This is a genomic window from Marinomonas sp. (assembly GCF_039940335.1).
Lineage (GTDB): Bacteria > Pseudomonadota > Gammaproteobacteria > Pseudomonadales > Marinomonadaceae > Marinomonas.
On the sequence record NZ_JBDVGW010000005.1, the window covers coordinates 382688 to 408121 of the forward strand.

Genomic DNA, 25434 nt, shown 5'->3' on the forward strand with positions numbered 1-25434 from the left:
TAAGACGAACTTAAACGTCCAAATTCGCTACTTTCAAGGCGTTATCTTGGATGAAGTTACGGCGCGGTTCCACTTCATCACCCATCAAGGTGGTGAACATTTGGTCCGCAGCAACCGCATCATCAATGGTTACGCGCAACATGCGACGAGCATCTGGGTCCATAGTGGTTTCCCAAAGTTGCTCAGGGTTCATCTCGCCCAATCCTTTGTATCGCTGGATCGCCATGCCGCGAGACGCTTCTTTCATTAGCCAAGTTTTCATTTCTTCAATGGTTGAAACTGGCTGACGACGTTCGCCACGTTGGATGAAGGATTCTGTGCCGAACAACTCATCCACGGTTTCAGACATGGCCACAATACGTTTATATTCTGGTGAATTGAAGAAGCTGGCTTCAAAGCGGTAACGGTTTGAAACACCATGAGACATGATATCTACCACAGGTAGGTACAAGCCACGCTCATCGTCTTTCTCGACGCTGAAATCAAAGCGGAAGCCTGTACGAGCATCCAAAGGCATATGAGCACGTAGTGCTTCTACCCAGCTTTGTACCGTCGCTTCGGTTTTCAGATCTTCCGTGCTCAAGGCATCACAGTACAGAAGTTTAGACATAACATCTTTAGGGTACACACGAGACAAACGTTCGATATCTTCTTCGATATGAATGTAGTCGCGTACTAATTTCGCAAGATGCTCGCCCTGAATACCCGGTGCGTTTTCGTTAACGTGCATGTGAGCACCATCAAGGGCAACTTCGATCAAGTGCTGATCCAATGCCGCTTCATCTTTGATGTATTGCTCTTGCTTACCACGTTTAATCTTAAACAGCGGTGGCTGAGCAATGAAAATGTGGCCACGTTCAATAATTTCCGGCATTTGACGGAAGAAGAAGGTCAGCAATAGGGTACGGATGTGTGAACCATCCACGTCGGCATCGGTCATGATAACGATGCTGTGGTAGCGTAATTTGTCTGCGTTAAATTCGTCGCGACCAATACCACAACCCAGTGCCGTGATCAGGGTGCCGACTTCAACGGACGAAAGCATTTTATCGAATCGGGCTTTCTCTACGTTAAGAATTTTACCTTTTAGGGGCAAAATCGCTTGTGTACGACGGTCACGACCTTGTTTTGCAGAACCACCCGCAGAGTCACCCTCCACTAGGTAGATTTCAGAAAGCGCTGGGTCTTTCTCCTGACAGTCGGCCAATTTACCCGGCAAACCAGCAATGTCTAGTGCGCCTTTACGACGAGTCATATCACGAGCACGACGCGCCGCTTCACGGGCACGGGCCGCATCGATCATCTTGTTAACAATGATCTTAGCTTCATTCGGTTTTTCCAATAGGAACTCAGAGAAGCGCTTACTCATTTCTTGCTCTACGGCGGTTTTCACTTCAGAAGAGACGAGCTTGTCTTTGGTCTGAGAAGAGAACTTAGGATCAGGTACTTTCACCGACACAATAGCGGTCAAACCTTCACGGCTATCATCACCGGTGGTGGCGACTTTTTGCTTCTTCGCCAAGCCTTCTTTTTCAATAAAGTTGTTCAGAGTACGAGTCAAGGCACCACGGAAACCGGCAAGGTGAGTACCACCGTCGCGCTGTGGAATATTGTTGGTGTAACAGTAGATATTTTCTTGGAAACCTTCGTTCCACTGCAAAGCTACTTCTACAGCGATGCCGTCTTCTAGGTCATCACGTTGGCAGATAAAGTGGAAAATATCATTGATAGGGGTTTTGTTGGTGTTCAAATGCTCAACAAAAGAACGCAAGCCGCCTTCGTAGTTGAAGAATTCTTCTTTGCCGCTGCGCTCATCTTTAAGATGGATGGCCACACCAGAGTTCAAGAAAGATAATTCTCGCAAACGCTTAGCAAGAATGTCGTAAATGAAAAGAATATTACTGAAGGTTTCAGCAGAAGGTTTGAAATGTACGGTTGTCCCTGCACCATCGGAATCACCAATAATCGCCAGAGGTGCTTGAGGTACACCGTGTGAATACTGCTGTTCGTATACTTTACCGTTTTTGCGGATGGTTAGGGTCAGCTCTTCAGATAGGGCGTTTACCACCGAGACACCTACACCGTGTAGACCACCAGAAACCTTATAAGAGTTATCGTCAAACTTACCACCGGCATGCAATACCGTCATGATAACTTCGGCTGCAGAAACACCTTCCTCTTCGTGCATATCGACCGGAATACCACGGCCGTTATCCGATACAGAGATCGACTCATCAGGGTGAATCAGTACCGTAATGGTGTCACAGTGGCCCGCTAAGGCTTCATCGATAGAGTTATCGACCACCTCGAACACCATGTGGTGCAAACCGGTGCCGTCATCTGTGTCACCAATATACATGCCTGGGCGTTTGCGAACGGCATCTAGCCCTTTGAGCACCTTGATACTGGATGAATCGTAATTATTTTCACTCATTTAACTCTCCTGCAAACCTTTGCTCAATAAGGACAGCTCGCCATGATTCATGGAGAATTGGCGAACGTCTGTGGTGTCTGCCCAAACAAAATCCGTCGTATCGGGCCCGACACTAGTAATAAAAATTTGGCTATCCAAAGATTCTAACAATCGACACAATTTTTGTCGGTGGTTAGCATCCAACTCAGCGGGTAAATCGTCCACCAAAAACACCAAAGGGCGACCCATCTCAATTAGTAACTGACCTTGCGCAATTTTTAAAGCCGATACCACCAGCTTTTGTTGGCCACGGGAGAGGGTATCTAACGCATCTCCAGCGGCGGTCTTTACTCTTAGGTCAGCTCTTTGCGGGCCACCATGGGTATAACCCAACTCAATATCTCGCTCGCGACCATTGGCAACGATCGTGGCTAATGTTTTTTGTGCATCCCAGCCTTGAAAAAAATGCAATTTCACCGCCAAGTCCGCGGATAATTCCGCTAAAACTTGCTCAAAGTGCGGCGTTAAGCGCTCAACATAAGCTTTTCGGGCGTTATTTACCTGCTCACCAAGACGAATTAACTCTTGGTCAAAAGCCGCTAATAAACTGTCCGATATTTTACCACGTCTGAGCAAGGTATTCCGCTGTTTTAATGCTTTTTGCCAACCTCGCCAAGCGCGAATAAAGTCCCCATCAAAATGGAATACTCCCCAGTCAATAAATTGCCGGCGAATACTGGGTGAACCCTCTAATAGGCGGAACGCATCGGGGTTAATCAATTGCACTGGCAGGCGCTCTGCAAGCTCAATAACAGACTGAGCACGCATACCTTGAATTCGCACATCTATTTGCCCGTCTCTGTGCCTCTGAAGGCCCACAGGAATAGGATTACCCTGAGCTTGCGACAGTTGGGCAAAGACTAAACAGTGAGGGGTTTCGTGCTGAATATAGGTTTTGTGTTTATGGCTACGAAAAGAGCGACCAAAAGACAGAAGATGTATGGCTTCTAGAACGGAGGTTTTACCACTGCCGTTTTCGCCAATAATGACATTCACTTGGGGAGAAGGCTCAAAACGAACACTAGACAAGTTACGAACATGGGAGATGTCCAAACGCACTAGCGGCATAACACAAACCTTAAGGAAGAAGAAAAGACCACCCGCTTAGCAGACTAAGCGGGTGACTGAACCAATGCGAATTAGAGACGCATTGGCATAACAACGTATTGAGCAGCATGACTCTGAGCTTCTTCGATCAAAGCACTGCTGTTTGAGTCGTTCAAAGACAAGCGAACTTCTTGAGTATCAACAACCCCCAGCACGTCTAGTAGGTAGCCAACGTTAAAGCCTACTTCTAGATCATCCCCTTGATATTGAACCAATACGGATTCTTCAGCTTCTTCTTGTTCTGGGTTGTTGGCAAATACTTGCAACATGCCATTCGAAAGAATTAAACGCACACCGCGGTATTTCTCGTTAGAAAGAATCGAAGCACGTAGGAAAACCTGACGAAGTTCTAAACGATCCGCAATAATGATTTTTTCGTTATTACGAGGAATCACTCGGTGGTAATCTGGGAACTTGCCGTCCACAAGTTTAGAAGTGAAAACATAATCCGCAACTTTGGCGCGAACATGGTTCGTTCCTATGGTTAATTCCACTAAATCGTCGCTATCGTTCAACAAACGGTTCAGTTCTAGCACCCCTTTACGAGGTACAATAACTTGTGTCAGATCACCACTTACTTGAGCATCTTCAATGGCAGTCGCTAGACGGTGACCATCGGTCGCTACCACTCGTAGTTGGCCATCTGCGACTTCAAACAACATACCATTCAAGTAATAACGAACATCTTGGTTCGCCATAGCAAAGCCAGTACGGTCGATTAAACGTCGCACGCTGTTTTGTGCAATAGAGACGGTTAGGTCTCCCTGCATATCCTGAATATTCGGGAACTCATCCGCCGGTAGGGTAGACAAGCTAAAGCGTGAGCGGCCAGAACGTATCACAGCTTTCTGCTCATCTAGAGAAAACTCTATAACAGCGCTGTCTGGCAAACTTTTGCAAATATCCATTAACTTACGCGCTGGTACCGTGATACGGCCTTCTTCGCATTCATCAAGGGGAATGTTGCCCACTAGCTCAACTTCAAGATCCGAGCCTGTTAGGGTTAAAGTATTGTCTTTTACTTCCACTAAGACATTGGCTAATACTGGCATTGTCTGTTTGCGTTCAACAACGCCAGCCACCAGTTGCAGTGGTTTAAGAAGTGTCTCGCGGACGACTGAAAATTTCATTATTTCCCTCGTAAACTCAAAGTCTTAGACCATCAGGTGGTCAGAATTCGCATTAATTGTTTGTAATCTTCACGGATATCAGAATCCATATCCTGTAACTCTTTGATCTTTCTGATCGCATGCAAAGCCGTGGTATGGTCTCGGCCACCAAACGCATCGCCAATTTCAGGTAGGCTGTGATTGGTAAGCTCTTTCGCCAAAGACATCGCAACTTGGCGTGGACGAGCAATGGAACGACTACGGCGCTTCGACAGCAAATCACTAATTTTAATCTTGTAATATTCCGCCACAATACGCTGAATATTATCAATGTTCACTAGCTTATCTTGCAAGGCTAAAAGGTCTTTTAGTGACTCTCTTACAAAATCTGGCGTAATGGCACGGCCAGTAAAGTGCGAGTTGGCAATAACACGCTTCAGCGCCCCTTCTAATTCACGTACGTTAGAGCGAATTTTCTGAGCAATAAAGAAGGCAGAATCATACGATAACTTAATACCACTTTCTTCACCTTTACGCATCAAGATGGCCACTCGGGTTTCCAATTCAGGAGGCTCAATCGCCACCGTTAGGCCCCAACCAAATCGAGATTTAAGACGATCTTCTAAACCTTGGATTTCTTTTGGGTAGCGGTCGCACGTTAGGATCATTTGCTGGCCGCCTTCTAGCAAGGCATTAAAGGTATGGAAGAACTCTTCTTGCGTTCGATCCTTGCCTGCAAAAAACTGAATATCATCGATCAACAAAGCATCTACCGAACGGTAGTAACGCTTAAAGTCGTTTATGGCATTAAGTTGTAACGCTTTTACCATGTCGGCCACAAAACGCTCTGAATGCAAGTACACCACTTTAGCATTCGGATTGTGGCGCATTAACTCTGTCCCCACCGCTTGCATTAAGTGAGTTTTACCCAAACCAACGCCACCGTAAATAAAGAGTGGGTTATAAGCACCACCTGGGTTCTCGGCAACTTGCTTCGCCGCGGCATGGGCTAATTGGTTTGATTTACCTTCAATGAAGTTATCAAAGGTGAAAGAGTTGTTGAGGTTGGCACCATGATTGATACCGCCTTCCACTTGAACTTTACGATTCGGCGGTGTGAGTGGTAACTGGCCTTGTTCGTAGGGCTCAAGTTCAGCACGCAGTCCGGTGTCGGACAAGGTTAAAGGTGCTTCAAATTCTAAATCTGCGTGTTGACTGCCTTCGCCATCCATTAAGCCGAATGCCGGACGATAGCCGGATTCATTAACCACTTCGTTATTGAGAGGGCTAACCGCAGGGGCAGCGGAAACAGGAGGCGGTGGCGGCGAAGTCGGGGTCGATTGAGCAAAGCTGCTAGCTTTTACAGCAAGCTTTAAAACGGTTGCAGGGTCATCGCCGGCAAACTCCGTTAATAGCTCTTTAATGCGCGTTTGATATTTGTTACTGACCCAGTCCAACACAAAACGATTGGGTGCACTTAAGCATAATTCACCATTCGGCGTCATTTCAGCCGTTAAAGGACGAATCCAGGTGTTGAACTGCGATGTGGAAAATTCATCCTGCAAGCGCTGCAGGCAAAGATCCCAATGCTCCAAAGACACTTTAGGCGTACTCCCAAGTTAAAAGACAGACAAGAAACGAATTTTAACCTGCTTCCCCTCAAGTTATCCACAAATAAATGGAAAAACATCTCATTTAGGTATAAAAGCTAAAATTTGTTAATAACAGGTAATGTTATGCACACCAGTAGATAAAAGACTCTTAATGTGCATAAAACATCTAGTTACCCACATATTAACAGGCAGTTTTTAGACGTTTTATTAACGGAAATATTTTCTGTAACCTTTTGATAGTTATACACAAAATAAATGGAACTTTCTTATTGTGAATAAGTTACTTAGCCATATTTAAAGTTTTATACACTTTACCGTAGAAGTCTGTGAATAAGTTTTGGAGTAAATGTTTGTTGATTTTTTTTACAATGGACCTTTGCTAAGCGTTGAATTTATTAGAAAAACCCTCTAAAATCCGCGCCCTGATTTGACAATCAAATGTAGAGGCTTGGCGACCGCTAACCCTCAAAACTGAAACACTGCTTCAGTGAGAGAAGAACGATGAAAAGAACTTTCCAACCTAGCGTTTTGAAACGCAAACGTAACCACGGTTTCCGTGCTCGTATGGCTACTAAAAGCGGACGCCAAATCGTCGCTCGCCGTCGTGCCCGCGGCCGCAAGGTACTAAGCGCATAAAAACGCTGATGACCGATAATTGTTTTCCCCGGCATGTCAGACTCCTGAATGCCGGGGATTATCAATCCGTCTTTAACGACACTTCCTGTAAAGTCTTTGCAGGCGAATTCCTTTTATTAGCGCACAAACGAGAAGATGACCAAACTCGTCTAGGTCTTATTGTGTCTAAAAAAACGGATAAGCGCGCAGTCGGCAGGAATCGTATCAAACGTTTGGTGCGCGATTCATTTCGTCAGCACAAAACAACTTTAGCGGGACTCGATATTGTTTTTCTCGCTCGCCAAGGCATTAAAGAGTTAGATAACCCAGATTTTCATCGACGCATCGATAAAGCTTGGGATCAACTTGCCAAAAAAGCGAAAAATCCCTCCGTAAATAAAAAACGCACCGCCTCTAGACAGAAATAGGCTGAAAAAACTGCCAAAGACTGGTTTAATAGCGCGTGATTTTTAATCGGGTTCTTGAACCTATTGTCTAACCAAACAAATTAGTTGAATACCATGGATTTCAGACGTTACTTTTTATGGGGTGCGCTTTTCATCAGTGGCTACCTACTGTTCTTACAGTGGAACCAAGATTATGGTCCTCAGTCCACGCCGCAAAGCACAGCTCAAACGACTCAAACTGAGACTAGCTCTCAAACTAGCAATGACTTGCCTTCGGCAGCTCAAAGCACAGATGTTGCCGTTGCAGACAGCGAAATTCCTCAAAACGCGACACAAATCGCCCCAGGAAAACTGATTGAAGTAACAACCGACACACTACGTGTTGCAATCAATCCAGTTGGTGGTGATCTTGTAGAAGCCGCTTTGCTTGATTACAAAAAAGTTCTAGGTCAGCCGGACTCTTTTGTCATTCTTGAGAACGGTGCAGAGCGTACTTATGTGACGCAAAGTGGTCTGATCGGTAAAAATGGTCCTGATGCATCCCCTGAAGGTCGTCCTGTTTACCAATCTGAAAGCACTTCATACAGCTTAACGGATGGTACAGACAGTCTGGATGTAGACCTGTATTACACAGATGCTGCAGGTATTAAGTACACTAAGACGTTCCGTTTTAGCAAAGGCTCATACAGTATCCGTCAGCTAATTACGGTTGATAACACGTCAGCAGAAACTTGGCGTGGTAACTTGTTTGCTCAAATTAAGCGCGATAACTCAGAAGATCCAAGTCAAGCCAGCGGTATGGGTCTACAGCCTTACCTAGGTGGTGCGATTTCTGACGAAGAAAACAAGTACGATAAAGTATCCTTCTCTGATATGGCAGAAGAGCCAGTTAAGAAAACCACGACTCAAGGCTGGGTAGCGATTCTACAACACTACTTTGTGTCAGCGTGGATTCCAGAGCAGGGTCAAAAAGTTACCTTGCAAGCTCGTACCAATAACGACTTCAACATCATTGGCTTTACAGGCTCTGCAGTGGAAATTGCAGCGGGCCAACAAGGCACTTTGAGCTCAACTTTCTATGTGGGCCCAAAACTACAAGATCAACTTGAAGCAACCGCTGAAAATCTAGCTCTAACCGTTGATTACGGTTGGTTATGGTGGTTAGCGAAGCCGCTTTTCTGGTTACTAACGATGATCCAATCTGTCGTTATCAACTGGGGTGTAGCCATCATCTTGATCGTAGTGGTTGTGAAAGCTATTTTCTTCAAGCTTTCTGCTACCAGCTACCGTTCCATGGCGAAAATGCGTAAGTTCGGACCTGAGATTGCCAAGCTAAAAGAGCAGCACGGTGATGATCGTCAGAAAATGTCGCAAGCTATGATGACTCTTTACAAGAAAGAAAAGATCAACCCACTAGGGGGCTGTTTACCTATTTTGGTACAAATGCCAGTGTTCCTTTCTTTGTACTGGGTATTGATGGAATCCGTTGAATTGCGCCACGCGCCTTTCTTCTTATGGATTCACGATCTATCTGCTATGGACCCATACTTTGTACTACCAATCTTGATGGGTCTAAGTATGCTAGGTCAGCAAATGCTTAATCCAACACCACCAGATCCAATGCAAGCACGCATTATGAAGATTATGCCGATCGCATTTACCTTCTTCTTCTTGTGGTTCCCAAGTGGTTTGGTTCTGTACTGGGTAGTGAACAACACCTTGTCGATTGTTCAGCAGTACATCATTACCAAGCGTATTGAAAAAGAAGCTTAACCATCAAATCTGGTTAAGTTTCTTGAAAAGGCTTCCCTCTGGGAGGCCTTTTTTACGTTTAGATTGCCATCTGTGCCAGCCTAACCGACAATAAAGACAACTTATAGCGACTTCCAAAAGAGCCAATTTATGACTCAATTCCAGCATCTCATAGACCAAGATACCATCGCCGCCCAAGCCACAGCACCAGGCCGAGGAGGGGTTGGTATTATCCGCCTATCGGGCCCAAAAAGCCTTGCTATTGCCAAGCAAATTATAGGTTTTGAGCCGACACCAAGGTATGCCCACTATGTGCCATTTAAAGATGCTCAAAATGCGCAGCTTGATATGGGATTGGCACTTTATTTCCCAGGACCAAACTCTTTCACTGGGGAAGACGTGTTTGAGTTACAAGGTCATGGCGGTCCTATCATTATGGATATGTTGCTAAGTCATTGTGTGGCGCTGGGCGCACGTTTAGCTCGCCCGGGGGAATTCTCTGAACGGGCATTCATGAACGATAAAATGGACCTCACTCAAGCAGAAGCCATCGCGGATTTGATCGACAGTACTTCTGAACAAGCCGCAAAATGTGCCCTAAGATCCTTACAAGGCGCTTTTTCAAAGCGTGTTGATGAGCTAGTAGAAGCCTTGATTCACTTGCGTATTTATGTGGAAGCGGCGATCGATTTCCCAGAAGAAGAAATCGACTTCATTGGGGATGGCAAGGTTGCCAGTGAATTGGCAGAAATCGAACAACGCTTAGCGGCAGTACTAAAAGAAGCCAACCAAGGTGCACTGATTCGCGAAGGTATGAATGTGGTTATCGCTGGACGACCTAATGCGGGGAAATCGAGTCTATTAAATGCGTTATCGGGTAAAGATTCTGCCATTGTGACCAGCATTGAAGGCACAACTCGCGATGTGTTGCGTGAACATATACACCTTGATGGTATGCCACTGCATATTATTGATACAGCAGGTTTACGAGACAGCCCAGACGAGGTTGAGCGTATTGGTATCCAACGCGCTTGGGATGAAATCCACAAAGCTGATCGCATCTTGATGATGGTTGATAGTCAATCGATAGATTCAAAAGATCCTGAGCACATTTGGCCAGAATTTATGGCTCAGCTAAAGACCAAAGACCACTTAACCTTGGTGCGCAATAAGGTGGATTTGACTCAACAAGACACAGGCACAGAAACGGTCAATGGCATTCCTGTGATCTCGTTGTCGGCAAAGACCGGCGATGGCGTCAACGACTTAACGGATCATCTAAAAGCCGTTATGGGCTTTGACAGCACCACAGAAGGGGGCTTTATTGCCCGTCGTCGTCATATTGAAGCACTCAACAAAGCCAACCGATTCTTAGCGGCAGGCAAAGAACAACTACATGGTTATGGCGCAGGGGAATTACTCGCAGAAGACCTCAAAGAAGCCCAACAAGCTTTAAGTGAAATCACTGGTGCGTTCACCAGTGATGACTTACTTGGGCGCATCTTTGGCTCTTTTTGTATTGGGAAATAATTAGCCTTTCAAGTTTACGATCAAACGCCCACGCACTTCACCATTAATCAGTGCGTGGGCCTGATCAATCACGTCATGCAAGCCAATCTCACGACCCACTAAAGTAAAATCATCACTTTCTAAAAGCTCTGTTAACGCTTGCCATGCCTCAAGTCTATCGGCTTTCGGGCGCATCACACTATCGATACCGATTAAACGCACACCCCGTAAAATAAACGGCGCAACGGAAGCGGGAAAGTCCATACCTTGCGCCAAACCACAAGCCGTGACTACACCACCATAGCGGGTTGTGGCACAGGCATTGGCTAGGGTATGACTGCCGACACAGTCAATGACACCTGCCCAACGCTCTTTCTGCAACGGTTTACCCAGCTGACTTAGGCTGTCACGGCTAATGACTTCATTGGCGCCTAAGCGCTGTAAATAAGGGGCTTCTTCCATACGGCCAGTGGAGGCTACCACCTTGTAACCCAATTTATGCAGCAAGCGAATGGCAAAACTGCCAACCCCACCATTGGCTCCTGTCACCAGTACTTCACCATCTTCAGGGTGAACACCTTGTTTTTGCAAAGCGAGAACACTTAGCATGGCGGTGTAGCCCGCGGTGCCAATTGTCATCGCTTGCATGCCAGTCATGCCTTGCGGTAAAGGAATAAGCCAATCACTCTTTAGGCGAGCTTTCTCAGCCAATCCCCCCCAATGGGCCTCTCCAACACCAAAGCCATTCAATAATACCCAATCACCTTTGGCGAAATTAGGGCTCTCGCTATCAGTGACCTGACCAACTAAATCAATACCAGGAACCATAGGATAAGCGCGAGCAATACGGCCTTTCCCTGTAATGGCAAGGGCATCCTTATAGTTTAAAGTGCTGTAGGCAACGTCAATGGTGACATCGCCATCGGGCAATTGCGCCTCGTCCAATTGTTTGATTTCACAATACTGCTTGCCTTCATCATTTTGATCTAACCATAGCCCGTGAAACATATATCCTCCTTTTAGACTGATCGTCTAATAAATCCGAAAAAAAACCTAACCCGTTAGGTTAGGCCTATCGTTTTATACTCTAATGGTGTTTATAAAAAATGCCATGTAACTCTCCATGGGTTGGGTGCTGTTTAATAAGCGAGACCTATGTACTGAGCCTTCCCAACCAATCCAAAACATTTTGGCCAACTCAACAATATCCGCCGAAGAAACCAGCTCACCCTGTTTTTGAGCTAGCTGTAAGCAGTGAGCAATACGTTGTTGCCAGCTTTCATAGGTTAATACCAATTGCTGCTGAAACTCAGCAGACAGTTGGCAAGACTCTTGTTCTAAGTTGCCAACTAGACAGCCCCGTTGAAAGTCATAACGTGCCATACCCGCTTGTGCCTCAAGGCCAAAGGCTTGTAAACGTTGTAATGGAGGTAAGCTTTCATCCAGTAGAAAACGATCAAGCTTATGTTCAAAATACTGCCTATATCGAGCCAAGATAGCCAAACCAAACGCTTCTTTGCTAGAAAAGTAATGATAAAAAGAGCCTTTTGGCACCCCTATAGTTTTTAAAATGGCATCTATCCCACTGCGACCAAAACCTTTCTGAGTAAATTCTACCACCCCAGCGGATAGTAAAGCCTCACGCGTATCTTGCTGATCAGCTTGTTTTTTTGGCCGACCACGACGCACTGTTTTTTCGGATAAATGTGGCACCTGAATATTCTTCTCTACTGTTATCAATAAGTATACGAATGAATTTAGACCAATCGTCTAGTTAAATCAATAAAGCGATTGAGCAAACCTTACTTGTTCACGGTTGATAGATTTAGATTTAGAGTTACACACAATGGAGCGGAATCTGAAATGTCATTTTTTATTCACACTTTCAACATGATAGAGGTTTTTGATGTGCTGTTGTGAGTAACAAAATGTCACTGATCCTAAAAAATTAGGAAAAATTTTATTTTTTATCTGTGGATTGTTTTCTTAGTCAGGATGCTCAAAAGATCACCAGAAAACCAAAAAAAACCTTTTAAAACATAAAGTTATTTTATCAACAAGGATTAAACCCACCTGTTAATAACTATGGTGATAGGTTGAAAGAAAGTTTTGCACAGTTTTTAACAACTCGGAAGGTAAAATAACGACGTGTATAACTTGGCATTTTATACACAACAATAGGTTATCCACATCACAGGAAGTGAAGCCTTATTTTAACAAGATGTTATGTGTATAAAGTAATGATATATATAGATAAAAATGACTTATCAACGGATTTTTGCCTGCTATATAAACATAATAAACATAAAAGATACTATATATTAACCTTATATATTAAATATTGATGACCGGGATCAGTAGGCGGGCATCTCTTTCTTTTTAAAAATTTGCCTTTATACTTAGCGGCCTCAATCGAGAGTTGATCGTTTTTTATTCATTTTTATATTCCGAGGTTATCGTGGATTTCCCAAGTCGCTTTGACGTGATTGTTGTGGGTGGCGGACACGCTGGTACTGAAGCTGCACTAGCAGCTGCACGTATGGGTGTAAAAACGCTACTACTGTCCCACAACATAGAAACTTTAGGACAAATGTCCTGCAACCCAGCCATTGGTGGTATCGGGAAGTCCCACCTTGTTAAAGAAATTGACGCTTTAGATGGCGCAATGGCCTTGGCCACCGATAAAGCAGGTATTCAATTTAGAACCTTAAACTCACGCAAAGGACCAGCTGTTCGAGCAACTCGCGCTCAAGCAGATCGTATCCTTTACAAAGCAGCTATCCGACAAATATTAGAAAACCAAGAAAATCTATGGTTATTTCAACAATCTGCAGAAGACTTGATTGTTGAAGACGGTGCTGCTCGCGGAGTGATCACACAAACAGGTATTCGTTTTAACGGCAAAACGGTTGTATTAACGGCGGGTACTTTTTTAGGTGGAATTATTCACGTTGGCTTACAGAATCATGCTGGTGGCCGTGCAGGTGATCCACCGTCTATTGGGTTGGCAGAAAAACTACGTGCCTTACCTTTCCGTGTGGATCGACTAAAAACAGGTACGCCACCACGTATTGATGCTCGCTCTGTGGATTTTAGTCAGATGCAAGCACAACCTGGTGATGATATTACCCCTGTGATGTCTTATTTAGGCAATAGTGCAATGCACCCTCGTCAAATCGAGTGTTTTATCACCCATACTAATGAAAAAACCCACGATATTATTCGTAGTGGTATGGACAGATCCCCTATGTATACAGGCGTGATCGAAGGGGTTGGGCCAAGATATTGTCCTTCCATTGAAGATAAGATTGTACGTTTTGCCGATAAAAACTCTCATCAAATATTCATTGAGCCTGAAGGTTTAACGACTCATGAGTTGTACCCAAATGGTATTTCTACCTCCTTACCTTTTGATGTGCAAATTGAGTTAGTTCGCTCGATGAAGGGAATGGAAAACGCTCATATTATGCGACCAGGTTATGCGATTGAGTACGATTACTTTAATCCGCAAGACCTAAAATACTCCCTTGAAACCAAACATATGCCAGGTTTGTTCTTTGCTGGACAGATTAACGGTACGACGGGTTATGAAGAAGCGGGTGCGCAAGGCCTGCTAGCGGGTTTGAATGCGGCTCGTTTAGCGCAAGAAAAAGACGCTTGGACACCTCGTCGCGATGAAGCTTATTTAGGTGTATTGGTGGACGATCTTATTACGATGGGGACAAAAGAGCCTTACCGTATGTTTACCAGCCGTGCTGAATACCGCTTGATCTTACGTGAAGATAACGCGGATATACGTTTAACCGAAAAAGGCCGCGAGTTGGGTCTTGTCTCCGATGAACGTTGGGCGGCTTTTTGTAAAAAACGTGAAGCTATTGAACTGGAACAACAAAGATTGAAATCTACTTGGATTGTGCCTAATTCACCTGAAGCTACGGTGATTAATCCAAAATTAGAAACGCCAATGGTTCGTGAATACAGCTTATTAGACCTTCTGAAACGACCTGGTATTGAATACGCAGACATTGCTAATTTAAAAAATGCTCCAGAAGAAGCGGTTGATGAACAAGTTTCTGAGCAAGTGCAAATTTCGGTGAAATATGCGGGTTATATTTCTCGTCAAGCGGAAGATATTGAACGTTTACGTCGTCAAGAAAATACGCTGCTACCAGAAGATTTGGACTACAGCGTATTGGAAGGTTTGTCTAATGAAGTGAAGCAAAAGCTGAATCAAGCTCGCCCGGCAACTTTGGCTGCTGCCTCTCGTATTCAGGGTGTTACCCCTGCTGCAGTGTCTTTACTGTTAATTCATTTGAAAAAACGTGCCATTGCACGTAAAAGTGCCTAAAATCATCAGCCGATCTTTCCTTTTATATGGACTCGACTGTGACGCACTTTGATACCATTCAAAAAGGCGCCCAACAAATGGGCGCTGTTCTTTCTGATACTACCATTCAGACGCTTGTTGACTACCTAGCCATGCTAGAAAAGTGGAACAAAGCCTACAACCTGACAGCGATCCGAGATGTAGAGCAAATGATTGCACTGCATTTACTGGACAGTTTAGCGACTTTGCCATACATCACAGGCGACGACATTATTGATGTGGGCACTGGGCCAGGGTTACCTGGTATGGTGCTTGCTATTTGTTACCCTGATAAGCAATTCACTTTATTGGACAGCAACGGTAAAAAAACACGCTTTTTAACTCAGGTCAAAATGGAGTTAAAAATTAACAATGTTACCGTTGCTAATGAAAGAGTCGAAAAACACGCCCGTCAGGGGGAATACGATCATGTCATTTCGCGAGCATTTGCCTCCATTGAAGATATGATCAACTGGACTTTACCCTTACCGAAAGATTCTGGTAATTTTTTAGCCATGAAAGGTGTTTACCCTCATGAGGAATTGGCCGTATTACCAAAAGAGGTTGATTTAGTGAACGTAGAGCCTCTTAATGTGACCGGTGTTCAAGCTGAACGTCATATGGTTGTGATGACACGTAAAGGATAAGATTGAAATGGCAAGAATAATCGCAGTGACGAACCAAAAAGGTGGTGTGGGTAAAACGACTACCTGTGTCAATTTAGCTGCGTCTTTGGCGGCCATGAAACGACGTGTTCTTTTAATCGACTTGGACCCACAAGGCAACGCCACCACAGGCAGTGGCTTGGTGAAAAATGAACTAGAGTTCAGTGTGTTTGACGTTTTGGTGGGCAGCCATGGTGTCAAAGAAGTTATGAAGAAGAGTGATCCAAGCGGTTATTGGGTATTGCCTGCTAATGGTGACTTAACGGGTGCAGAAGTCGCTCTATTGGATTTGCCTAGTAAAGAGACTCGTTTACGTTCAGGCCTTTATGAAGTCGACAATGAGTTCGATTTTATCCTGTTAGACTGTCCTCCTTCATTAAACATGCTAACTGTTAATGCCTTATCCGCCTCCCAAGGGGTATTAATTCCTGTGCAATGTGAATATTACGCTCTAGAAGGTTTAACGGCATTGTTGCAAACCATAGAGCGTATCACTCATGCCTTGAATCCATCGCTACAAATTGATGGCATAGTGAGAACTATGTATGATCCACGCCCCAGCTTAACCCATGATGTTTCCAGCCAGCTGCAAAAGCATTTTGGTGATAAGGTCTACGACACAGTAATTCCGAGAAATATTCGACTTGCAGAAGCCCCTAGTTATGGCTTGCCTGTTTTACATTATGAGAAACAATCTCGTGGTGCGATTGCTTACCTAGCCTTAGCTGGTGAGTTTATTCGCAAGCAAAAAACGTAGTAATATTGTGTTTTTGGTGCTATTCCCCATTAAGGTTTAACAAATGACGACAAAGAAAAGAGGTCTAGGCCGTGGCTTAGATGCATTGCTAGCGCCTCAAAATGCAAGCGTATCCGAGCCAGAAGGCAGCACACAAGATGAGCAAATAAAGGGGTTAACCTATTTGCCTGTTGAGTGGTTAGCAAAAGGTAAATTTCAACCTCGTCGTGATATGAACCCCGCACAACTGGATGATTTAGCAGCGTCGATCCGCACTCAAGGCATAATGCAGCCAATTGTGGTACGACCTAATGGGCCAAATCAGTACGAAATTATTGCCGGTGAACGCCGCTGGCGTGCCGCCAAACTGGCTGATCTCACTCAAGTCCCTGTCATTATCCGCCATGTAGAAGATGCCGATGCAGTGGTGTTGGCTCTCATTGAAAACATTCAACGAGAAGATCTAAACCCCATTGAAGAAGCATTTGCTTTGCAGCGTTTGGTGGATGATTTTAATCTAACCCAGCAAGAAGTTGCGGATACGGTGGGTAAATCTCGTTCTACTGTTGCTAATTTACTGCGTTTATTAGGACTGATGCCCGAAGTTCGCCGTTTATTGGAGCATGGCGATATAGAAATGGGCCATGCCAGAGCATTACTGCCTTTGGAACATGACAAGCAAATTCAAGCGGCTTCACAGGTGGTGACAAAGTCACTGTCGGTACGGGAAACGGAGCGTTTAGTCAAAGCGCTACAAGCCCCTGAAAAAGCGGCTCAGAATGAAGCCGATGCTTTGCCGGATTTGAGTGCTGAAGCAGAAAAAATCAGCCAAAAAATCAATGCTGCAGTAAAAATACAGCCCTCTGCGAAAGGTAAGGGAAAACTGGTGATCGAATACCGAAATCCAGAGCATTTAGAGTTACTGATTAATGAACTCTTTACGGAAAAATAAAGTAAGCTGATTTTCCCGTCTAGACACAGAGTCGATAAAGTGGTTTTGCAGGTCGGTTTAAGTTGAATGCGGCCGCTTTTACTCATATAATGCCTCGAATTTTATAAAATCCAATAAGTAGCGCACCAAAAAAGTGCGGGAGAAAGGCTGATAATGGCGAACAACAAGCCACTTAGTGCGAGTGAAATTCTCAGTACTAGAAAGCGAGCCGTTTTTCGTTTTGTTTTTTTGCAGTCTTTATTGATTGTTGTGTTGTCTGTAGGGGTTTTATTGGTGGCTGGTGGTCTGTATAGCTACTCCTTCTTTTCAGGAGCTGCTGCCAGTATATTGCCCAGTATTTACATGGCATGGCGAGTTTTTGGATACAAAGGTGCTCGACCAGCCAAAGAGGTGGTTAGATCATTCTATCGAGGGGAAGCCGGTAAATTGGTTATGACAGCGGTTTTATTGTCGCTGGTTTTTCTTCTGATAAAACCATTATCTGCCGGAGCGTTTTTCGCAGGCTTTGGTTTTGCAATTTTGAGTCACTGGCTCAGTCCGATTCTGCTAAAACAATAGTTAGCAGAGAGGAATACAGTTTTAATAATTGAAAGCGTGGATGGGTATATGGCAAGTGAAAATCCAAGTGCTTCCGAATACATAAAGCACCACCTTCAGAATTTGACCTATGGTCAACATCCTGACGGTAGCTGGGGTATTGCAGGAACGGCACAAGAAGCAAAAGATATGGGCTTTTGGGCGATTCATTTAGACACAATGGGTTTCTCTATCGGTCTTGGTGTCTTATTTATTTGGTTGTTTCGTATGGCGGCTAAAAAAGCGTCAACCGATACCCCAAGTGGCCTACAAAATTTCGTAGAAATGATGGTTGAGTTCGTTGATAACTCAGTGAAAGAAAGTTTCCATGGCAAAAGCAAAGTTATCGCACCTTTGGCGCTGACGATTTTTGTGTGGATATTTTTGATGAACTTAATGGACTTGATCCCAGTAGACTTTGTGCCTCGTATAGCACATGACATATTTGGATTAGAGTACTTCAAGATAGTACCGACAACCGATATTAATGCCGCTTTGGGCATGTCTTTGTCAGTTTTCTTCTTGATTGTTTTCTATAGCATTAGCATTAAAGGCGTAGGTGGTTTTGTAAAAGAACTGACGCTACAGCCTTTTAATACACCTATCATGATTCCATTTAACTTTGTTTTGGAAATGGTTGGTCTGCTAGCAAAACCTGTCTCTCTAGCGTTACGTTTATTTGGTAACCTTTATGCAGGTGAGTTGATCTTTATTTTGATTGCTGTGTTACCTTGGTTCGCACAATGGGCGTTATCAGTACCATGGGCAATTTTCCATATCTTAGTTATAACTCTGCAAGCATTTATCTTTATGATGCTGACCATTGTTTACTTAAGTATGGCGCACGAAGAACACTAATGATTTTGTAATACCCTTGTTTTTTTAAACCTTGTAAATTGAAACTTAAAGTTAGGAGTTAAAATGGAACTAGTAGTAAGTATGACGGCTATCGCAGTAGCAATGCTAATTGGCTTTGCTGCATTAGGTACAGCCATTGGTTTTGCCATCTTGGGTGGTAAATTTCTAGAAGCAAGTGCTCGTCAACCAGAACTTGCACCAATGCTACAAACTAAAATGTTTATCGTTGCGGGTCTTTTGGACGCTGTTTCTATGATCGGTGTAGGTATCGCTTTGTTCTTCACATTCGCGAACCCTTTTATTGCTCAGGTTGCAGGCTAATAAGTCGCTCTTATTAAAAGTGATTTATTTTTTGAACGACTAGAGCGAGGATATTAGCGTGAATTTGAATCTCACACTTATAGGCCAAGCTATTTCGTTTGCGATCTTTGTCTGGTTCTGCATGAAATTCGTGTGGCCGCCAGTAATTGCTGCGCTCGAAGAGCGTAGCAAAAAAATCGCAGACGGTTTAGAAGCAGCAAATCGCGCTTCACGTGATCTTGAATTGGCACAAGAACAAGCCAATGAATTACTACGTGAAAGCAAAGATAATGCGGCCGAGATTATTGAACAAGCCAATAAACGTGCGAACCAAATGATTGAAGAGGCGAAAGAACAAGTGATTGCTGATGGCAAACGCTTGCGTAACGCAGCTCAAGCAGAAATCGAACAAGATGTATTGCGTGCTAAAGAAGCATTGCGTGCTCAAGTTTCAGTTCTTGCATTTGCTGGCGCCGAGAAAATTTTGGGAACCACCATTGACGAGAAAGCACATAGCGAGATCGTTGAACAGCTCGCTAAAGAGCTTTAAGCGAGGGTCTAATGGCTGAATTAAAAACAGTCGCGCGACCGTATGCGAAAGCGGTTTTCGAAGTGGCTCGAGAGAAAGGTCAAATTGCAGAGTGGGCTGATATGTTAAACACATTAGCGACTGTGACATTGGAACCTAAGCTTAAGAAAGCACTTGAAAACCCTGCTTTTAGTGCGGAAGAGAAGGCAAACGCTCTGGCTGATGTCTGTGCCGAAGCAACAACAGAACAAGGGAAAGCCTTTTTGCTTACTCTTGCTGAAAATAAGCGTTTATCACTTATTCCAGCGATTTCTGATTTGTTTCTACAGTTTAAACTGAATTTTGAAAAAGCCGTAAATGTTAACTTTACGTCTGCATTCGAATTATCAGCTGAGCAAGCACAAGCATTAGCCGATTCATTGAGTAAAAAGTTGGACCGTAAGGTTAACTTGACCAATGAAACTGACGCGAGCCTGATTGGTGGCGTGGTTATACGTACAGGTGACTTAATCATCGACGGTTCGGTACGCGGTAAATTAGCGAAACTGTCCGAGGCGATAAACTCCTAGCGTTTCGTTAAATCGAAACCAGGGTTGAGGAATTTAGCATGCAGCAACTGAATCCATCTGAGATCAGCGAGATTATTAAGAAGCGCATCGAGAACCTCGATGTTACTTCTGATGCCCAGAATGAGGGCACAATTGTCAGCGTGGCAGACGGTATTGTTCTGATCCATGGCTTGGCAGATGTTATGTACGGGGAAATGATTGAATTCCCTGGTGGTGTTTACGGTATGGCCCTTAACCTAGAGCGTGACTCTGTTGGTGCGGTTGTATTGGGTAACTACCAAGACCTTGTAGAAGGTCAAAAAGTTAAATGTACAGGTCGTATTTTGGAAGTTCCAATCGGACCTGAATTGCTTGGTCGTGTTGTTGACGCATTGGGTAACCCAGTGGACGGCAAAGGCGATATCAATGCAAAACTAACTGATAAAGTTGAAAAAGTGGCTCCGGGCGTTATCGAACGTCAGTCCGTTGATCAACCGATTCAGACTGGTTACAAAGCAATCGACTCCATGGTGCCAATCGGTCGTGGTCAGCGTGAGTTGATCATCGGTGACCGTCAAATTGGTAAAACTGCTCTTGCAATCGATACTATCATTGCGCAAAAAGACAGTGGCATTAAGTGTGTGTACGTAGCGATCGGTCAAAAACAATCGACTATTGCTAACGTTGTTCGCAAGCTTGAAGAAGCGGGCGCAATGGAGTACACCACAGTTGTTGTGGCGGGTGCATCTGATCCAGCATCAATGCTTTACCTAGCGCCATACACTGGTTGTACTATGGGTGAATATTTCCGTGACCGCGGTGAAGACGCTTTGATCATTTATGATGATTTGACCAAGCAAGCTTGGGCTTACCGTCAGATCTCTTTGCTTCTTCGTCGTCCACCAGGTCGTGAAGCTTACCCAGGTGACGTTTTCTACCTTCACTCTCGTCTTCTAGAGCGTGCGTCTCGTGTAAACGTTGACTATGTAGAAAAATTCACAAACGGTGAAGTGAAAGGTAAGACAGGCTCTTTGACCGCTCTACCTATCATCGAAACTCAAGGTGGCGATGTATCTGCATTCGTACCGACTAACGTTATCTCCATCACAGATGGTCAGATATTCCTAGAAACGAGCGCATTTAACTCTGGTATTCGTCCAGCGATGAATGCGGGTATTTCCGTTTCTCGTGTTGGTGGTGCAGCACAAACTAAGATTGTCAAAAAACTTGGCGGTGGTATTCGTCTTGCGTTGGCTCAGTATCGTGAATTGGCGGCTTTCGCTCAGTTCGCATCTGACCTAGACGAAGCAACTCGTAAACAGCTAGAGCACGGTAAACAGGTTACTGAACTGATGAAACAAAAGCAGTTCTCTCCTATGTCTGTAGCTGATATGGGCGTAGTTCTTTACGCTGCTAATGATGGCTTCCTTGAAGATGTTGAAACAAGCAAAATTGGCAGTTTTGAAACGTCTTTGTTGAGCTATATGAACAGTGAACACACTGATCTAATGGCCGACATTAACAAAACTGGTAATTTTAACGGCGAGATTGAAGCGACATTTAAAGCGGCAATCGAGAAGTTCAAAGCGACACAAACTTGGTAATGAGTTTGATGACAGACTAGGGTTACCTAGTTTGTCATTATTTTCTTGCAGTTTGTGAAATAACATTCTCACAAGGGCAGTTCTATTATGGCAGTCGGAAAAGAGATACGTACTCAGATTTCGAGCATTAACAATACGCGTAAAATTACTCGTGCTATGGAAAAAGTAGCTGCAAGTAAAACGCGTAAAGCTCAGGATCGTATGGCCGCTTCTCGTCCGTATGCGGATCGAATTCGCCAAGTAGTTGGTCATTTGGCCAACGCGAATCCTGAGTATAAACACCGTTACCTTACCGAGCGTGAGGCGAAGCGTGTTGGTTATATCGTGATCTCTTCTGATCGTGGTTTGTGTGGTGGTTTGAACGTTAACGTGTTCAAACAAGCCATCAAAGGAATGAAACAGTTTGCTGATGAAGGTGTCGAAATCGACATTTGTACCATCGGTTCTAAAGCAGTTTCTTTCTTCAAAAACTACGGCGGAAATGTAACATCAGCTTTTACTGGCTTAGGTGATGCACCTAAAGCAGACGACTTAGTCGGTAGTGTTAAGGTGATGCTAGATGCGTTTGACGAAGGTCGTATCGATCGTCTTTTTGTGGTTTCAAATGAGTTCGTGAATACCATGACTCAGAAACCAACGGTTGAGCAACTTTTGCCATTAAAAGCAGAAGAGAATGCAAAATTAAAGCACCACTGGGATTACATTTATGAGCCTGAACCAGTCGAAATTTTAGACGAGTTGTTGGTTCGTTATATTGAGTCTCAAGTATATCAATCAGTTGTAGAGAACATTGCGTGTGAACAAGCAGCTCGTATGCTTGCTATGAAAAACGCAACGGACAACGCTGGTGATATCATTGATGAATTGCAGTTGGTGTACAACAAGGCTCGTCAAGCAGCGATTACTCAGGAAATTTCTGAGATAGTCAGCGGCGCGGCAGCGGTTTAAGGTATTTAGGTTTTTAAGAGGATCCGAACATGAGTAGCGGACACATCGTACAAATTATCGGCGCGGTTATCGACGTGGAATTCCCACGTGATAATGTGCCAAAAGTATATGATGCCCTGACCATCGAGGGTAAAGAGTTGGTGTTGGAAGTTCAACAGCAACTAGGTGACGGTATCGTTCGTACCATCGCCATGGGTTCTACTGATGGTATGAAACGTGGTTTGGCTGTAGATAACACAAACAACCCAGTTTCTGTTCCAGTTGGTACAAAAACTCTAGGACGTATTATGGACGTTCTAGGTAACCCAATTGATGAAAAAGGCCCAATCGGCGCTGAAGAAAGCTGGTCTATTCACCGTTCAGCACCTTCTTACTCTGAGCAGTCTTCTAGCAACGAATTGCTAGAAACAGGCATCAAGGTAATCGACCTTGTTTGTCCTTTCGCTAAGGGTGGTAAAGTAGGTCTGTTTGGTGGTGCCGGTGTAGGTAAAACCGTAAACATGATGGAGCTTATCCGTAACATCGCTATCGAGCACAGTGGTTACTCTGTATTCGCTGGTGTTGGTGAGCGTACTCGTGAAGGTAACGACTTCTACCATGAGATGACTGACTCGAACGTAATCGACAAAGTATCTCTTGTATACGGTCAGATGAACGAGCCACCAGGTAACCGTCTACGTGTTGCTTTGACTGGTTTGACTATGGCAGAAAAATTCCGTGACGAAGGTCGTGACGTACTTTTCTTCGTAGATAACATCTACCGTTACACGCTTGCTGGTACGGAAGTATCTGCATTGCTAGGTCGTATGCCATCTGCGGTAGGTTACCAGCCTACACTTGCTGAAGAAATGGGTGTATTACAAGAACGTATTACATCAACTAAGACTGGTTCTATCACATCTGTACAAGCGGTATACGTACCTGCGGATGACTTGACTGACCCGTCTCCAGCAACAACCTTCTCTCACTTGGACGCAACAGTTGTATTGTCTCGTGACATCGCTGCATTGGGTATCTACCCAGCAATCGATCCGCTAGACAGTACTTCTCGTCAGCTAGATCCTCTTGTAATTGGTCAAGAGCACTACGACGTAGCACGTGGCGTACAAATGGTATTGCAACGTTACAAAGAATTGAAAGACATCATCGCAATCTTGGGTATGGACGAGCTATCTGAAGAAGATAAGCAAACGGTTAACCGTTCTCGTAAAATCCAGCGCTTCTTGTCTCAGCCTTTCTTCGTAGCTGAAATCTTCACTGGTGCTCCAGGTAAATATGTTGCTTTAAAAGACACTATTCGTGGCTTTAAAGGTATCTTGGATGGCGAGTTTGACGATCTTCCAGAGCAAGCGTTCTACATGATTGGTAGCATCGACGAAGCTGTCGAGAAAGCTAAGAAACTTTAACCATCACGCATAGCAAGGCGTCGTAAGACGCTTTGCTAAGTATGACTAAAGAGAGGCAACTTATGGCTATCACAGTACACTGCGATATCGTAAGCGCTGAACAAGAGATTTTTTCTGGTGCAGTTCAATCTCTTGTGGCTGCAGGCAGCTATGGTGACCTAGGCATTATGCCTGGCCACGCTCAGTTGTTAACAACTCTGCAACCAGGTCCTGTTCGTGTGATTAAAGAAAATGGTGATGAAGAGAATATCTTCGTGTCAGGTGGCTTCCTAGAAGTTCAACCTCACCGTATCACTGTTTTAGCTAATACAGCTATTCGTGCAAGAGATCTGGACGAAGACGCAGCGCAACAAGCGAAAAAGCATGCTCTTGAGCTTTTAGCTGAGCAAAAACCTGACGTCGACTACACTCGTGCGACAGCGGAATTAGCGGAAGCTATGGCCCGCCTGCGTACCATTCAACAGTTCCGTGATCATAACTAACGGTTACTGAGAATGAAGAGTTTAAAAAGCAGCCTTAGGGCTGCTTTTTTATTGCCTGAAATCGTGGCTAATTAAAGCATTCGCCAAAGCGTATCGAAAATGATTTGTTGGGCCTTGGCAATGTCTTGGGATTCCAACACCACCGCAGATGGAAAGTTATTACTGGCTAAGGAAATGATGGCACATTTTGGCGGGTAAATGGCTATGTAGCTGGCATCCACCGAACCTTCGGTTTTAATCCATTTACGCTGTGACAATTCTGCGTCTTCCCCGCCGTCACCTAGGGCGATTACTTTTACGTTGATGCCCAGTTTTACCCTTTGCTTGGTGTAATTGGGGAAAGGGCGGTATAGGTATGGGCGAATGGGCTTAGAAGAAAACACACAATACTCTTTATGATCTTGTTCAGAGACCACGTTTAAAATGTCTCGTAATACCCATTCGATACCATCATCGCCTTCATAATAACGCACGTTAGTATGATGGTAGTCTGGTTGCTGCTGGTGCAGATTAGGTATAATAGTGGTTTTCAAATTCTCAATGGTCTTGTTAAGCCGATTACGCTTTTCTTCGGCTAAGTTCAGCAAAATATCTGGGTTTTCAGCGCTAAAAAAACGGCGTTTACCCTTGGGGAAATAACTGACAACACCTTTGCCTTGTAGCTGTTTTAAAGACTCATAGGCGGTACCACGATTAATGCCGCTGTGCTCGGCAATGTCACGGATAGAAGAAGGGCCAAGTTTTAAAAGAGTTTGATAAAGCTGAGTTTCTCTTGGCGTTAGGCCAAGCATTTCAAAGGCTTGCTGAATCATAGGGCTCACAATAGATGGTCTGAATTGGCAAACTCAAAGAATACACTTATTGCTGGAAAAACGCAGG

General features: G+C 44.3%; 24 protein-coding genes. 17 read left to right on the forward strand and 7 right to left on the reverse strand.

The annotated features are described in order from the left end of the window. Nucleotides 1–10: 10 nt before the first annotated feature. The 4 genes from gyrB to dnaA all read right to left on the reverse strand — a co-directional run bounded on the left by gyrB (nucleotide 11) and on the right by dnaA (nucleotide 6290). Nucleotides 11–2434: a DNA topoisomerase (ATP-hydrolyzing) subunit B gene (gyrB, locus tag ABJF92_RS03870; protein ID WP_446814531.1), complete on the reverse strand. Its 2424-nt coding sequence runs from the start codon at nucleotides 2432–2434 to the stop codon at nucleotides 11–13. Continuing rightward, nucleotides 2435–3541 (reverse strand): DNA replication/repair protein RecF, encoded by a 1107-nt coding sequence (recF, locus tag ABJF92_RS03875; protein ID WP_445976451.1) that lies wholly within the window; start codon nucleotides 3539–3541, stop codon nucleotides 2435–2437. It abuts the gene before it with no gap. A 71-nt stretch (nucleotides 3542–3612) separates the two neighbouring features. Next, nucleotides 3613–4710: a DNA polymerase III subunit beta gene (gene dnaN, locus ABJF92_RS03880; protein ID WP_446814532.1), complete on the reverse strand. Its 1098-nt coding sequence runs from the start codon at nucleotides 4708–4710 to the stop codon at nucleotides 3613–3615. Nucleotides 4711–4742: 32 nt separating this feature from the next. Next, the gene (dnaA, locus tag ABJF92_RS03885; protein ID WP_446814533.1) at nucleotides 4743–6290 is read right to left on the reverse strand and encodes a chromosomal replication initiator protein DnaA; all 1548 of its coding nucleotides are present in this window, start codon (nucleotides 6288–6290) and stop codon (nucleotides 4743–4745) included. A 513-nt stretch (nucleotides 6291–6803) separates the two neighbouring features. Here dnaA and rpmH point away from each other — a divergent pair. The 4 genes from rpmH (at nucleotide 6804) to mnmE (ending at nucleotide 10606) form a co-directional block, all read left to right on the forward strand. After that, nucleotides 6804–6938, forward strand: coding sequence for a 50S ribosomal protein L34 (gene rpmH, locus ABJF92_RS03890; protein ID WP_084035504.1), 135 nt, complete (start codon nucleotides 6804–6806; stop codon nucleotides 6936–6938). 8 nt (nucleotides 6939–6946) lie between these two features. Next, complete coding sequence (gene rnpA / locus ABJF92_RS03895; RefSeq protein WP_446814534.1) at nucleotides 6947–7345, forward strand: ribonuclease P protein component; 399 nt, start codon at nucleotides 6947–6949, stop codon at nucleotides 7343–7345. A 93-nt stretch (nucleotides 7346–7438) separates the two neighbouring features. Further along, nucleotides 7439–9097: a membrane protein insertase YidC gene (gene yidC / locus ABJF92_RS03900; RefSeq protein ID WP_446814535.1), complete on the forward strand. Its 1659-nt coding sequence runs from the start codon at nucleotides 7439–7441 to the stop codon at nucleotides 9095–9097. Nucleotides 9098–9226: 129 nt separating this feature from the next. Beyond that, nucleotides 9227–10606: a tRNA uridine-5-carboxymethylaminomethyl(34) synthesis GTPase MnmE gene (gene mnmE, locus ABJF92_RS03905; protein WP_446814536.1), complete on the forward strand. Its 1380-nt coding sequence runs from the start codon at nucleotides 9227–9229 to the stop codon at nucleotides 10604–10606. Here mnmE and acuI read toward each other — a convergent pair whose 3' ends face one another. Then, a complete protein-coding gene (acuI, locus tag ABJF92_RS03910; RefSeq protein WP_446814537.1) occupies nucleotides 10607–11593 on the reverse strand; it encodes an acrylyl-CoA reductase (NADPH) in 987 nt (328 codons plus the stop codon). A 72-nt stretch (nucleotides 11594–11665) separates the two neighbouring features. Next, complete coding sequence (gene acuR, locus ABJF92_RS03915) at nucleotides 11666–12298, reverse strand: acrylate utilization transcriptional regulator AcuR (RefSeq protein WP_446814538.1); 633 nt, start codon at nucleotides 12296–12298, stop codon at nucleotides 11666–11668. Nucleotides 12299–13043: 745 nt separating this feature from the next. Here acuR and mnmG point away from each other — a divergent pair. The 13 genes from mnmG (at nucleotide 13044) to ABJF92_RS03980 (ending at nucleotide 24555) form a co-directional block, all read left to right on the forward strand. Beyond that, nucleotides 13044–14933 (forward strand): tRNA uridine-5-carboxymethylaminomethyl(34) synthesis enzyme MnmG, encoded by a 1890-nt coding sequence (mnmG, locus tag ABJF92_RS03920; protein WP_446814539.1) that lies wholly within the window; start codon nucleotides 13044–13046, stop codon nucleotides 14931–14933. A 38-nt stretch (nucleotides 14934–14971) separates the two neighbouring features. Beyond that, complete coding sequence (rsmG, locus tag ABJF92_RS03925; protein ID WP_446814540.1) at nucleotides 14972–15598, forward strand: 16S rRNA (guanine(527)-N(7))-methyltransferase RsmG; 627 nt, start codon at nucleotides 14972–14974, stop codon at nucleotides 15596–15598. 7 nt (nucleotides 15599–15605) lie between these two features. Continuing rightward, complete coding sequence (locus ABJF92_RS03930) at nucleotides 15606–16373, forward strand: ParA family protein (protein ID WP_446814541.1); 768 nt, start codon at nucleotides 15606–15608, stop codon at nucleotides 16371–16373. Nucleotides 16374–16416: 43 nt separating this feature from the next. Next, a complete protein-coding gene (locus ABJF92_RS03935; protein WP_446814542.1) occupies nucleotides 16417–17304 on the forward strand; it encodes a ParB/RepB/Spo0J family partition protein in 888 nt (295 codons plus the stop codon). Between the two features lie 153 nt (nucleotides 17305–17457). Beyond that, nucleotides 17458–17862, forward strand: coding sequence for an ATP synthase subunit I (locus tag ABJF92_RS03940; protein ID WP_446814543.1), 405 nt, complete (start codon nucleotides 17458–17460; stop codon nucleotides 17860–17862). 48 nt (nucleotides 17863–17910) lie between these two features. Then, entirely contained in the window at nucleotides 17911–18738 is an 828-nt protein-coding gene (gene atpB, locus ABJF92_RS03945) for a F0F1 ATP synthase subunit A (protein WP_446814544.1), read from the forward strand. Between the two features lie 63 nt (nucleotides 18739–18801). After that, nucleotides 18802–19059, forward strand: a complete 258-nt coding sequence (atpE, locus tag ABJF92_RS03950) for a F0F1 ATP synthase subunit C (RefSeq protein ID WP_036157682.1) — start codon at nucleotides 18802–18804, stop codon at nucleotides 19057–19059. A 58-nt stretch (nucleotides 19060–19117) separates the two neighbouring features. Further along, complete coding sequence (locus tag ABJF92_RS03955) at nucleotides 19118–19588, forward strand: F0F1 ATP synthase subunit B (RefSeq protein WP_446814545.1); 471 nt, start codon at nucleotides 19118–19120, stop codon at nucleotides 19586–19588. An 11-nt stretch (nucleotides 19589–19599) separates the two neighbouring features. Continuing rightward, nucleotides 19600–20136: a F0F1 ATP synthase subunit delta gene (locus tag ABJF92_RS03960; protein WP_445976436.1), complete on the forward strand. Its 537-nt coding sequence runs from the start codon at nucleotides 19600–19602 to the stop codon at nucleotides 20134–20136. A 38-nt stretch (nucleotides 20137–20174) separates the two neighbouring features. Next, nucleotides 20175–21719 (forward strand): F0F1 ATP synthase subunit alpha, encoded by a 1545-nt coding sequence (gene atpA, locus ABJF92_RS03965; RefSeq protein ID WP_446814546.1) that lies wholly within the window; start codon nucleotides 20175–20177, stop codon nucleotides 21717–21719. Nucleotides 21720–21806: 87 nt separating this feature from the next. Beyond that, nucleotides 21807–22667 (forward strand): F0F1 ATP synthase subunit gamma, encoded by an 861-nt coding sequence (gene atpG, locus ABJF92_RS03970; protein ID WP_446814547.1) that lies wholly within the window; start codon nucleotides 21807–21809, stop codon nucleotides 22665–22667. A gap of 29 nt (nucleotides 22668–22696) precedes the next feature. After that, nucleotides 22697–24073 (forward strand): F0F1 ATP synthase subunit beta, encoded by a 1377-nt coding sequence (gene atpD, locus ABJF92_RS03975; RefSeq protein WP_446814548.1) that lies wholly within the window; start codon nucleotides 22697–22699, stop codon nucleotides 24071–24073. Nucleotides 24074–24135: 62 nt separating this feature from the next. Continuing rightward, a complete protein-coding gene (locus ABJF92_RS03980) occupies nucleotides 24136–24555 on the forward strand; it encodes a F0F1 ATP synthase subunit epsilon (protein WP_347983649.1) in 420 nt (139 codons plus the stop codon). Between the two features lie 71 nt (nucleotides 24556–24626). Here the strand turns inward: ABJF92_RS03980 and ABJF92_RS03985 are convergent, their stop codons facing one another. Then, entirely contained in the window at nucleotides 24627–25367 is a 741-nt protein-coding gene (locus ABJF92_RS03985; RefSeq protein ID WP_445976431.1) for a TrmB family transcriptional regulator, read from the reverse strand. Between the last annotated feature and the right edge of the window lie 67 nt (nucleotides 25368–25434).

Excerpts from the sequence above, each read along its gene's own strand:
- gyrB (WP_446814531.1), bottom strand. The coding sequence starts at position 2,434 with ATGAGTGAAAATAATTACGATTCATCCAGTATCAAGGTGCTCAAAGGG.
- recF (WP_445976451.1), bottom strand. The coding sequence starts at position 3,541 with ATGCCGCTAGTGCGTTTGGACATCTCCCATGTTCGTAACTTGTCTAGT.
- dnaN (WP_446814532.1), bottom strand. The coding sequence starts at position 4,710 with ATGAAATTTTCAGTCGTCCGCGAGACACTTCTTAAACCACTGCAACTG.
- rpmH (WP_084035504.1), top strand. The coding sequence starts at position 6,804 with ATGAAAAGAACTTTCCAACCTAGCGTTTTGAAACGCAAACGTAACCAC.
- rnpA (WP_446814534.1), top strand. The coding sequence starts at position 6,947 with ATGACCGATAATTGTTTTCCCCGGCATGTCAGACTCCTGAATGCCGGG.
- yidC (WP_446814535.1), top strand. The coding sequence starts at position 7,439 with ATGGATTTCAGACGTTACTTTTTATGGGGTGCGCTTTTCATCAGTGGC.
- mnmE (WP_446814536.1), top strand. The coding sequence starts at position 9,227 with ATGACTCAATTCCAGCATCTCATAGACCAAGATACCATCGCCGCCCAA.
- acuI (WP_446814537.1), bottom strand. The coding sequence starts at position 11,593 with ATGTTTCACGGGCTATGGTTAGATCAAAATGATGAAGGCAAGCAGTAT.
- ABJF92_RS03930 (WP_446814541.1), top strand. The coding sequence starts at position 15,606 with ATGGCAAGAATAATCGCAGTGACGAACCAAAAAGGTGGTGTGGGTAAA.
- ABJF92_RS03935 (WP_446814542.1), top strand. The coding sequence starts at position 16,417 with ATGACGACAAAGAAAAGAGGTCTAGGCCGTGGCTTAGATGCATTGCTA.
- ABJF92_RS03940 (WP_446814543.1), top strand. The coding sequence starts at position 17,458 with ATGGCGAACAACAAGCCACTTAGTGCGAGTGAAATTCTCAGTACTAGA.
- atpB (WP_446814544.1), top strand. The coding sequence starts at position 17,911 with ATGGCAAGTGAAAATCCAAGTGCTTCCGAATACATAAAGCACCACCTT.
- atpE (WP_036157682.1), top strand. The coding sequence starts at position 18,802 with ATGGAACTAGTAGTAAGTATGACGGCTATCGCAGTAGCAATGCTAATT.
- ABJF92_RS03960 (WP_445976436.1), top strand. The coding sequence starts at position 19,600 with ATGGCTGAATTAAAAACAGTCGCGCGACCGTATGCGAAAGCGGTTTTC.
- atpA (WP_446814546.1), top strand. The coding sequence starts at position 20,175 with ATGCAGCAACTGAATCCATCTGAGATCAGCGAGATTATTAAGAAGCGC.
- atpG (WP_446814547.1), top strand. The coding sequence starts at position 21,807 with ATGGCAGTCGGAAAAGAGATACGTACTCAGATTTCGAGCATTAACAAT.
- atpD (WP_446814548.1), top strand. The coding sequence starts at position 22,697 with ATGAGTAGCGGACACATCGTACAAATTATCGGCGCGGTTATCGACGTG.
- ABJF92_RS03980 (WP_347983649.1), top strand. The coding sequence starts at position 24,136 with ATGGCTATCACAGTACACTGCGATATCGTAAGCGCTGAACAAGAGATT.
- ABJF92_RS03985 (WP_445976431.1), bottom strand. The coding sequence starts at position 25,367 with ATGATTCAGCAAGCCTTTGAAATGCTTGGCCTAACGCCAAGAGAAACT.